The following is a 10,545-nucleotide window of genomic DNA, read 5'->3' on the forward strand; positions in this document are numbered from 1 at the left end:
CAAATGTTTGTGATAAAAATACTTTGTTTGCTTAAATGCAGTATATCGATATAAAATAGTGTCTGTCCATAAAGTGCCATTTACTGTGTTACGCTCGTCCGAAAATTACTCATTTACGATGAGTAAACTGCGTATTTTCGGACTTCGCAAGCCTTGTAAATGACACTTTCTGAACAGACACACTTATTGTAAAATTTTTTTGCGAGTTTATAGACAAACACTAAATAGATTTTCTTACATCTTAAATCTGAAAATCTAACGTTCTATTAAAAACACCCGCTTTGTCTAAAAGTTTAACCTGCATTTTTCATAAATTTTCGTCATGAGATGTTCAAGTATTCAAAAACACAAGAAACCGCAGAAAAAATTGATGCAGGAAATAGTGAACTATTCAAATCAAATTTTTCGAGGACGCTTGTATTTTGCCGATAATTGGGCATCGAAATAGATCATTTATGAATAATGCAGGTTAAGTATTTTCTATTTTCTTTCCAGCAGAGCAACATTCTCCACATGATGGGTATGAGGGAACATATCTACCGGTTGCAGCGCGCTAACTTTATAGCGTGCATCCAGAAGGTTAATATCGCGCGCCTGAGTGGCAGAGTTGCAACTGACATATACAACTTTTTCGGGGGCTGCATTCAAAATGGTTCTGACGACATCTTCGTGCATTCCGGCGCGTGGAGGGTCGGTGATCAAAACATCGGGGAAGCCTTCTTTTTCAAACAGATCATGCGTCAACAGGTCTTTCATGTCGCCGGCCAGAAATCTGGTGTTTGAAATTCCGTTTAATTCAGAATTTTCTTCTGCATTTTGAATGGCTTCGGGGATATATTCAATACCAATAACTTTCCTGGCTTTATGGGCTATAAAGTTAGCTATGGTTCCTGTTCCTGTGTAAAGATCGTAAACAGTTTCGTTGCCGGTAAGTCCTGCAAAACCGCGGACGACCTTGTATAAATTGTATGCCTGGAGAGAATTGGTCTGGTAAAACGATTTTGGACCAATTTTAAATTTCAGTCCTTCCATTTCTTCAAAAATATGATCCCTTCCTGAGAAGAGATGAACTTTCAGATCGGTTATTGTGTCGTTGGCTTTTTCATTGATCACATACATCCATGATGTGACATCCGGAAATTTTTTAATGAGATGTTCGAAAAGCAGTTCGCGTTTATTTTTATCGTCATGGTAAAAAACGACAATAACCATGGATTCTCCCGTACTACTGGTGCGGATGATAAGCGTACGCAAAAAACCCTCCTGAGCTTTCAAATCGAAGAACGGCCAGTTATTTTTAAGTGCAAAACTTCGGACGGCAAGTCTTACCTCGTTTGAGGGTGAGGCTTGAAGATGACAATCTTCAATATCGATAACCTTATCGAACATTCCGGGGATATGGAACCCAAGTCCGTTTTTGTTGCTGATAATTTCATCGGATTCCATCTCTTCGGGCGATAACCAGCGTCTGTTGGAGAAGGTGAACTCAAGTTTATTGCGGTAGAAACGTTCTTCCGGGGACGGCAGGATGGGGGATATTTCGGGCAATTCAACCTTGCCGATGCGCTTAAGATTGTTCCATACTTCGCGTTGTTTGAACTTTAACTGTTCGTTATAGGGAATGTGTTGCCATTTGCATCCGCCACATGTTCCGAAGTGACTGCAAAAAGGTTCTGTGCGGATATCGGAAAGATGATGGAATCGTACCGGTCTTCCTTCGTAATATCTTTTTCTTTTTTTGTGACCTGTACATCAACCACGTCGCCGGGGGCGGCCAGGGGTACAAAAACTACTGTGTCGTTTACTTTTCCCAAAGCCTTCCCTTCGGCGGCTATGTCGCTGATTACCACTCTTTCCAGCAATGGTTTGTTTCGTCTTGAGCGTCCCACAAATATATTTTTCAGGTTTCAGGCCGCAAAGATATGTGAAACACCTTACATTCGCCTAAAATTTTTGGTTCTCTTAATCTGCATTGTTCATAAGTTTTCGTCATGAAATGCTCAAATTTCAAATAATACAAGCAACCGCAGACAAATTTAAAGCAGGAAATAGTGACCTGTTTTCAAGTTAAATTTGGTGAAGACGCTTGTGTTTTGCCGATAGTTGAGCATCGCAATAGAATATTTATGAATAAAGCTGGTTAAATTGTTAACTTTGCATCCGCATGAAAAAATAAAAAGTAACTGATAATGACAGGAAAAACATTGACTTACAAAGACATCGACAAGAGTATTCTGAAAGCGCTTCCCAATCCAACCCGGCAGGCTTATGAAATAAAGATAAAAATCCCCGAGTTTACTTTTTTGGGGGTGAAGGATCAACCCGATTTTGCAGATGTATACATCACGTTTTATCCTACTGATAAAATTATTGAGCTTAAATCGCTCAAGATGTATGTTCACGCATTGCGAAATATTACTGTTTCTTATGAGCGGTTGATTAATATTTTTTATGATCATCTAATGGAGGTATACAACCCCGACCGTATTCGCATTGTTATGGTTTGCAATCCAAGAGGTGGCATAAGTTCACGTCTTACAATTGACTCCGACTGGAAAGTTCGTGGTGGAGAAGAAAAATACAGCGATTGGAAGAATCATATGGACGATACCTGGAATGTTACACTTTAAGTGATTTTTATTGTTAATGGCAAATTCGTTATCACCATACGATTTTTTAAGTGCTTCTGAGAAATATCCGGTTGTAGATGTTCGTACACCTTCAGAATATGCAAAAGGACATATCCCGGGTGCGGTGAATTTGCCTCTTTTTTCTGATGAAGAAAGAGCTGTTGTTGGGACAATATATAAGAAACAGGGCAGGAATCAGGCGATTCTTAAAGGTTTGGAGTTTATTGGTCCGGGAATGTCAAAAATGGCTAAAGAAGGCTTAGAACTTTCCGTTGAAGGAAAATTACTTGTTCATTGCTGGAGAGGTGGAATGAGAAGTGCCAGTATGGCATGGTTGTTTGAGACGGTGGGTATTGACACTTATCTGTTGGAAGGAGGTTACAAAGCATACAGAGCTTCCTTCAGAGAGATGCTCAAACGATGGAAATGGAATTTTGTTGTTTTGGGCGGACCAACCGGGAGCGGTAAAACCGATGTTTTAAAAGCGCTTGCTGTGCAGGGTGAACAGGTACTCGATCTTGAAGGCCTTGCCAATCATAAAGGATCGGCTTTTGGGGCATTGGGTCAGGAAAAGCAACCTACCAGTGAACAGTTTGAGAATGATATACATGAAGTTCTTCGGCACTTTGATCCGGAACGTATTATATGGGTCGAAGGCGAAAGTCACAGCATCGGACGTGTTTTTATTCCGGATATGTTGTTCGAAATATTGATGAATTCTCCCCTGGTTATGTTCGAATTGGAACGTGAAAAACGACTCGACAGACTTGTAAAGGAATATGGCTGTTTTGACAAGGAGTTACTGGCACAATCGGTTAAAAAGATACAAAAGCGACTGGGTGGATTGCGTACAAAAGAGGCTCTTGAAGCACTCGATTGTGGAAACTACCGAAAGGTTGCGGATATCACATTGCAGTATTACGATAAAGGTTATGCCAATTCATTGGCGAGGAGAAAGAAGCCTTTATTGGTCATTGAGGAGAATGAGGATAATCCGGATGCTTCGGCAGTGAAATTAAAATCTGAATTGAGTTATGCATACAATAGATACCAAAGGGAAACTTTGTCCTGAGCCTCTCATTATGGCGAAGAACGGCTTGAGAGATGTTGAGGAAGGCGAGAAAATTCTGGTGATTTCTGATAATGAAACATCTTTTCAAAACCTGATGAGCTTTTTGTCCGACCTGGGAGCCAATCCTGTGGCCGAACAAAAAGGAGAAGAGTATTTTGTGGAGGCAACAAAGCCACCTGAATCATCCGAAAAAGCTGAAAAAAATCCGGAAGCTTATTGTTCTGTTCCCGGAGTTTCTGAACCTTCTGACGATTACGTAGTGGTAGCCCGAAGCTGCCGGATGGGAGAAGGGGATGAAGAATTGGGACGTTTGTTAATCCGTGGATATTTTAATGCCCTCAAAGGCATGGATAATTTGCCTACCCATATTGTAATGTACAATGGAGGCATTAATTTGGCATTGAAAGATACCGACACTGCTATTGCTTTGGGTGAACTGGAAGACAAAGGTGTAACCATAATTGTTTGCGGCACTTGTGTGGACTTTTATAGAGTAAAAGAGAAAGTGGCAGTTGGTCGCATCAGCAATATGTACCAAATTGCCAATATACTGGCAGAAGCCGGACATGTTGTTTACCTGTAGAAAGGATGATAACCTTTTCCAATACATATTTTGATAATGCCAGCACCAGTTGGCCTAAGCCGGTTGAAGTCGGTAAAGCTATGGATGATTTTCTCCGCAAGGAGGGAGGCACCTATGGCCGTGCTGCTTACGGGCGTGTTTATCACACATCAATGATTGTTGAGCAGTGCCGAAATGCCCTTGGCGAAATGCTGGGAGTTTCAGAATCAGGTAACATTGCCTTTACTGCCAATGCAACCGTTGGTTTGAATGCAATAATGTCGGGTTTGGATTTACGCGGATGCGAAGTATTGGTTTCACCCCTGGAACATAACGCCGTAATGCGTCCTTTGCTAAGGCTTTCAGAAAAAGATAATGTTATCTGGAAATTTTTACCGGCCGGAACCGACGGGCGGATTATTCCAGAAAAAGTTCCGGAAGTAATATCATCTAAAACCAGTCTGATAATTGTTAATCACCAAAGCAATGTTAATGGTGTTTTGCAGCCAGTGGATGAGCTTCGACAATATATCGGACAAATACCCTTAGTTGTAGATGTAACGCAATCGCTTGGCAGTGAGTCCGTTAAAGGGGATGAGTGGGGTGTTGATTTTATTGCTTTTACCGGACACAAGGGACTTCTTGGGCCCACCGGCACAGGTGGATTCTTTGTGAGGCATCCGGAAAAGTTGTCCCCTTTTGTTTTCGGCGGAACAGGGAGTTGTTCCGAAAGTTTTGAAATGCCGGGGTTTTCTCCCGATAAATATGAAGCCGGAACACATAACACGGTAGGTTTAACCGGATTGCTGGCCGCCTTAAATCATCAACCCATACAGAAATGGGAAAAAGAAAAATTCAAGGAATTGATTCAACGTCTCAGACGGATAAAAAACGTCAGGGTATTGGCTGCTGATGATTTTCAACATCAGGGAGGTCTGTTTTCGATAGTACATAGTGCTTACCCTCCATCAGCCATTGCCCGGCGGATTTATGACAAATTTGGAATTGAGATACGTTCGGGATTACACTGTGCTCCACAGGCACATAAGCATCTTGCAACATTTCCCATGGGGTCTGCCCGTTTTGCTTTCTCTCCCTGGCATACCAATGATGATCTGGACAAGCTGGGAGACGCACTTGTGGAGGTGCTGAAGTAAGTATCCCGAATTTCTCATCTCGGATTATACGGGATTTTATCTAACCTCTAATCTCTAATCTAATATTTAACATTTCGCCAATGCCGATACTATTATTTACCAATGTTCATAAGGTCATGAAGGCGGACACACTATGTCGTCAGAACGGTATCCACTGCCGGGTACTTCCGGTTCCGGAACATATTTCATCGGAGTGTGGTATGTGCCTGGAGGTGGAGGCAGAAAACACGGAAAAGTGTGCAGTGGTTCTAAAAGAAAACAACATTCAATTCGAAATATATAATATGGAGGTTTTATGAACAGTCAGGATATAGATTTGCTTAAAACCGTTGAATATGGTGGCTGTTCGGCTAAATTGCCCCCTGCCGAACTGGCAGGAATTTTGTCTAAACTCCCGCAGATGCAGCATCCGAATATTATGGTTGATATCGAAACTCATGATGATGCCGGAGTATATAAACTAAATGATGAGACTGCACTTATTTTCACGACAGATTTTTTCCCACCAATTTGTTCCGATCCTTTCGAGTTTGGGGAAATTGCTGCCACCAACGCTCTGAGTGATGTTTATGCTATGGGGGGGACGCCTTTGCTGGCTCTGAATTTGCTTATGTTTTCATCAGCTCAGATGCCAATATCGGTTTTCGAAAAAATATTAGCAGGAGGACAAAGTAAGGTAAAGGAAGCCGGATGTCTGATAATGGGCGGGCATACCATTGAAGATCACCCTCCCAAGTACGGGCTGGCAGTTGTTGGTACCGTACATCCCGACAAGCTGATAACGAATGCAGCAGCAAAGCCCGGTGATGTTTTGATACTTACCAAACCGCTTGGAATAGGAGTATTGGTTGCGGCACAACGGTTAAACATGGTTCGCGAAAATGCCTACCGTAATGGCATTGAACAAATGAAAATTCTGAATAATTTTGGACGTGATGTCATGGTTCGTCACGGGGTACGTTGTGCAACGGATATTACCGGATTCGGATTGTTAGGACATGCCCTCAAAATGGCTGAAGCCGGTAATGTGAGTCTGTCAATTAAAAGTCGTGATTTACCCATTATCGATCAGGCAGACCAGCTTGCTAATGATGGCTGTATTCCCGGCGCATCGTTCAGGAACCTTAGTTATGTGCAACCACATCTGCATGTTGCAAAGCTCGTGGAACCTCATCTGAAAATGCTGGCTGCTGATGCTCAAACTTCCGGTGGATTGTTGATGTGCGTTCCCCCGGATAAAGTACAGGATGTTCTTAATGATCTGAGATCCGTGAATACTCATACCCAGGCATCCATAGTCGGAGAGGTTTTACCTAAAACCCGTAAATCTATATACCTTGAGTAATATTAAGGTCTTTGTGTCTTTTTTTGTTATTTTGCAATGACTTTAAGAAAAAAAATAATGCAGAAACAGGAAATTCAGTCTCTTTTGGAAGCTGAAGCTAAAGCGGTTGCTTCCATTCCGGTTACCGAAGAATTCGGGAAAGCCGTTGATTTAATACACGAGTATGTCCATAAAAAAAAGGGTAAACTAATTACCAGCGGGATGGGTAAGGCAGGTCAGATTGCCAATAATATGGCCACTACATTCAGCAGTACCGGGACACCGTCCGTTTTTTTGCATCCCAGCGAAGCCCAGCATGGCGATTTGGGAGTAATTCAGGAAAACGATGTTATGCTGCTGATTTCTAACTCAGGGAAAACAAGAGAAATTCTTGAACTCGTTGACCTGGCAAAAGGCTTGAGACCCGATATCCCGTTTGTCGTCATCACCGGGAATAAGGATTCTTTACTTGCAGAGGCTGCAACAGCCTGTATCTTTACAGGTAACCCTCGCGAGGTTTGTGCACTGGGACTTACGCCAACTACTTCAACCACAACAATGACGGTTATAGGTGATGTACTCGTGGTTTTACTAATGAAGCGAATAGGATTTACCAATCACGATTACGCGTTGAGGCACCATGGCGGTTATCTTGGCGACAAATCACGAAAAGCTGCTGTTCTTGAAAAAAATAAATAACTGGTATGCAACAATTCAATTTTAAAGCGTTACACAATGGATCAGATATTCGTGGCATTGCCCGCAAAGGACTGCAAGGAGAACAGGTGAATTTTGGTCCTGAAGTAGTAGAAAAACTCGGGCGTGCTTTCGTTATTTGGTTGCAAACATATTTTTCAGGGAAAGACAAGCTGAGAATTTCGGTGGGTCGAGATTGCAGGCATAGCGGAGCAGAGTTGTCGGAGGCGCTTTGCAACGGGTTGACAATGGCTGGTGCCGATGTTGTGGATTTCGGACTTGCATCCACCCCTGCAATGTTTATGTCGACACAGCTTGGCGAAAACCCCGTCGATGCCGGAATAATGATTACCGGGAGTCATGCTCCCCAGAACCGTAACGGTCTGAAATTTTTTACTTCCGAAGGCGGACTTGATAAGGATGATATCACCGAAATTTTGGATTTAGCCGAAAATAATCCTCATAAAGTCAGGCGCAAAGGGAGTATCATCCGCCAGGATTTTATGAAGACTTATTCGCAGTATCTTTCCGAAGTTGTTAAAAAGGGGGTTAAACATGCAGAAGTTCACGACAAACCTCTCAAAGGATTGAAAATCGTTGTTGATGCAGGTAACGGATGTGGTGGGTTTTTTGCTACCGAAGTACTTCAACCCCTGGGAGCTGATGTTTCTGAATCCCAGTTTCTCGAACCGGACGGTAATTTCCCCAATCATGCCTCTGATCCGGAAGATACAACAGCCATTGTTTCTCTTTCGAACAAGGTCAAAGAATCAAAAGCCGATTTGGGTGTTATTTTCGATACTGATGTCGACCGCACAGGCTTTGTTGATGATACCGGTAAGCCCGTCAACCGTAATTCATTGATCGCCCTGATGTCAGCCATTGTTTTAAAGGAGCATCCCGGAAGTACCATAGTTACAGATTCGATAACGTCAGACGGATTATCCTGGTTTATCAATGAACATCTGGGTGGTAAACACCATCGGTATCAACGGGGCTATAAAAATGTCATAAATGAAGCAGTACGGTTAAACGGGATTGGGCAGGAGACCTGGCTTGCCATAGAGACATCCGGCCATGCCGCTTTTAAAGAGAATTATTTTCTTGATGATGGTGCTTATACGGCAACAAAAATGATTATAACCCTTGCCAATTTACGTTCGCAGGGTAAGCGGCTGAATGAGTTGATAAAAGATTTGCCTGATCCTGTTGATAGCTGCGAGGTTCGTTTGAAGATAAATTTTCCCGATTATATTCAGGCCGGTTCCGATATTATTTCTGAAGTAGGCATTATGGCAGGAAATAAGAGTAATTGGGATTTGCTTCCCGAAAATTATGAAGGTGTTCGTGTTAAGTGCTCAGGGCCCGGACAGGATGGATGGTTCTTGCTGCGTTTGTCCCTACACGACCCGGTTTTGGCACTCAATATTGAATCGAATGAGAGCGGTGGTGTTCAGAAGATTGCAGAAGAGCTCTACGACTTTTTCGGAAGATTTGAAAACCTTGATTTGTCTGCTTTTAAAAGATTTGGATTGTTATGAGAATATTAAAAGAACATGCTTTGGCAATGGTTGTGGATGTTCAGGAAAAATTGTTTCCGCATATTCATGATTTTCAGCAATTGGAACAGAACATCTCGATATTGGTGAATGGCTTCAAGTTGCTGAATGTTCCGGTCATCGTTACCGAACAATATAAAAAGGGACTGGGAGAAACCATCCCCTCGCTGGCCAGGCTTGTAAAAGATTATCCGCACAGCGAAAAAACATCTTTCAGTTGTTGTGACGATCCCGGAATTATGGAGAAGATTGAAATCTCCTCAAAGCGGGACATCATCCTTGCCGGTATCGAAGCGCATATTTGCCTGCTTCAAACAGCACTCGATCTGAAAGAAAGGGGCTTTCGCCCTGTAGTGGTAGAGGATTGCGTAGCTTCCCGCAACCCCGGGAACAAGCGCATTGCCATAACCCGCCTTGTTCAGGAAGGCGTATTAGTGACGAGTTACGAATCAATCCTTTTTGAACTTTGCCGTTATTCCGGCTCTGAACAGTTTAAAGCTATTTCTAAACTGGTAAAATAAAGAAGATGTCGCGCATTTTTGGGTTAGGAGAGACGGTTTTAGATGTGGTGTTTAAGGATGGTAAGCCTGTCTCAAGTCAGCCTGGCGGAACGGCTTTTAACGCATTGGTGTCATTGGCACGTGCAGGGCACAAGGTAGAGCTGATCAGTGAAATCGGGAACGATCAGGTAGGCAACAGCATGGTCTCCTTTTTGAAGAAGAACCGGGTTGGAATCAATTGGTTACACCGTTTCTCCACAGGGAAAACACCTGTTGCCCTTGCTTTTCTAGACAAAGAAAATAATGCCTCGTATCAGGTATACAAGGATTTTCCCGAAGTAAGATTCCAGATTGAGATGCCTGAGTTCAGGAGAGGAGATATTTTACTTTTCGGTTCTTTTTTTGCCGTAAACCCTGTATTGCGTCCACAGGTGTTGTCTCTGCTTAAAAAAGCACGCTCCCGGGGAGCATTCTTGATTTATGATCCAAATTTCAGAAAAAATCATCTGGATGGCATTAAAATATACCGCCCTATTATAGAGGAGAATTTTGCATTGGCCCATCTGGTCAGGGGAAGTGATGAAGATTTTCAGACCATTTACAAAGATATCAGCATTAATGACGCTCTGAAAAAGGTCTGTTTGAATGGGGCTCATGCCATAGTTACTGCAAATGCTGAAGGCGTCCATGCATTGATAAACGGTGAACGGTTATATGTGGAATCGGATAAAATTGACCCCGTCAGTACCATTGGAGCCGGAGATAACTTTAATGCCGGGCTTGCATACGGTTTGGCTTCCGGGCAGAAACCAATTTCAGATATAAACTTCTGGAAAGAAATAATAAAAAGGGCCATTGACTTTTCCACTGATGTTTGTCTTTCGTTCGACAATTATATCTCACATCAATTTGCATCTACTTTGTGAAAATACTCCTTCAAACTTTTGTTATAAAATGCAGGTCAATTAGTGCTTGTCCATAAACTCGCAAAAAAAATTCACAATATGTGTGTCTGTTCAGAAAGTGTCATTTACAAGGCTTAGCG

At 42.5% G+C, this 10,545-nt stretch carries 12 protein-coding genes; 10 read left to right on the forward strand and 2 right to left on the reverse strand.

The annotated features are described in order from the left end of the window. Positions 1 to 480: 480 nt before the first annotated feature. Both rlmD and OQ5_RS24965 read right to left on the reverse strand, forming a co-directional pair. Positions 481 to 1,683 carry a 23S rRNA (uracil(1939)-C(5))-methyltransferase RlmD gene (rlmD, locus tag OQ5_RS21435; RefSeq protein ID WP_255297602.1) on the reverse strand — a complete coding sequence of 401 codons (1,203 nt, stop codon included), beginning with the start codon at positions 1,681 to 1,683 and terminating at the stop codon, positions 481 to 483. After that, complete coding sequence (locus OQ5_RS24965) at positions 1,602 to 1,889, reverse strand: TRAM domain-containing protein (RefSeq protein WP_255297601.1); 288 nt, start codon at positions 1,887 to 1,889, stop codon at positions 1,602 to 1,604. Before OQ5_RS24965 ends, rlmD begins: the two co-directional genes overlap by 82 nt. A gap of 300 nt (positions 1,890 to 2,189) precedes the next feature. Here OQ5_RS24965 and OQ5_RS0116605 point away from each other — a divergent pair, with 300 nt between their 5' ends. The 10 genes from OQ5_RS0116605 (at position 2,190) to OQ5_RS0116650 (ending at position 10,426) form a co-directional block, all read left to right on the forward strand. Beyond that, positions 2,190 to 2,630, forward strand: coding sequence for a preQ(1) synthase (locus OQ5_RS0116605; protein ID WP_016778569.1), 441 nt, complete (start codon positions 2,190 to 2,192; stop codon positions 2,628 to 2,630). Positions 2,631 to 2,646: 16 nt separating this feature from the next. Continuing rightward, positions 2,647 to 3,702 carry a tRNA 2-selenouridine(34) synthase MnmH gene (mnmH, locus tag OQ5_RS0116610; protein WP_016778570.1) on the forward strand — a complete coding sequence of 352 codons (1,056 nt, stop codon included), beginning with the start codon at positions 2,647 to 2,649 and terminating at the stop codon, positions 3,700 to 3,702. Continuing rightward, positions 3,665 to 4,285: a sulfurtransferase-like selenium metabolism protein YedF gene (yedF, locus tag OQ5_RS0116615; RefSeq protein ID WP_016778571.1), complete on the forward strand. Its 621-nt coding sequence runs from the start codon at positions 3,665 to 3,667 to the stop codon at positions 4,283 to 4,285. Before mnmH ends, yedF begins: the two co-directional genes overlap by 38 nt. Before the next feature lie 5 nt (positions 4,286 to 4,290). After that, positions 4,291 to 5,421: an aminotransferase class V-fold PLP-dependent enzyme gene (locus OQ5_RS0116620; protein ID WP_016778572.1), complete on the forward strand. Its 1,131-nt coding sequence runs from the start codon at positions 4,291 to 4,293 to the stop codon at positions 5,419 to 5,421. Positions 5,422 to 5,501: 80 nt separating this feature from the next. Then, on the forward strand, positions 5,502 to 5,720 hold the full coding sequence (locus tag OQ5_RS0116625; protein WP_016778573.1) for a DUF3343 domain-containing protein: 219 nt from the start codon (positions 5,502 to 5,504) through the stop codon (positions 5,718 to 5,720). After that, positions 5,717 to 6,766, forward strand: coding sequence for a selenide, water dikinase SelD (gene selD, locus OQ5_RS0116630; protein WP_016778574.1), 1,050 nt, complete (start codon positions 5,717 to 5,719; stop codon positions 6,764 to 6,766). The genes OQ5_RS0116625 and selD overlap by 4 nt, the downstream gene beginning before the upstream one ends. A gap of 57 nt (positions 6,767 to 6,823) precedes the next feature. Continuing rightward, positions 6,824 to 7,444: an SIS domain-containing protein gene (locus OQ5_RS0116635; protein WP_016778575.1), complete on the forward strand. Its 621-nt coding sequence runs from the start codon at positions 6,824 to 6,826 to the stop codon at positions 7,442 to 7,444. A 5-nt stretch (positions 7,445 to 7,449) separates the two neighbouring features. Beyond that, entirely contained in the window at positions 7,450 to 8,982 is a 1,533-nt protein-coding gene (locus OQ5_RS0116640) for a phosphoglucomutase (protein ID WP_016778576.1), read from the forward strand. Then, the gene (locus OQ5_RS0116645; protein ID WP_016778577.1) at positions 8,979 to 9,521 is read left to right on the forward strand and encodes a hydrolase; all 543 of its coding nucleotides are present in this window, start codon (positions 8,979 to 8,981) and stop codon (positions 9,519 to 9,521) included. Before OQ5_RS0116640 ends, OQ5_RS0116645 begins: the two co-directional genes overlap by 4 nt. A gap of 5 nt (positions 9,522 to 9,526) precedes the next feature. Further along, positions 9,527 to 10,426 (forward strand): PfkB family carbohydrate kinase, encoded by a 900-nt coding sequence (locus tag OQ5_RS0116650; RefSeq protein WP_016778578.1) that lies wholly within the window; start codon positions 9,527 to 9,529, stop codon positions 10,424 to 10,426. The last annotated feature ends 119 nt before the right edge of the window (positions 10,427 to 10,545 follow it).

Source organism: Anaerophaga thermohalophila str. Valhall (assembly GCF_000250735.1).
In the GTDB taxonomy this organism is placed as follows: domain Bacteria; phylum Bacteroidota; class Bacteroidia; order Bacteroidales; family Marinilabiliaceae; genus Anaerophaga; species Anaerophaga thermohalophila_A.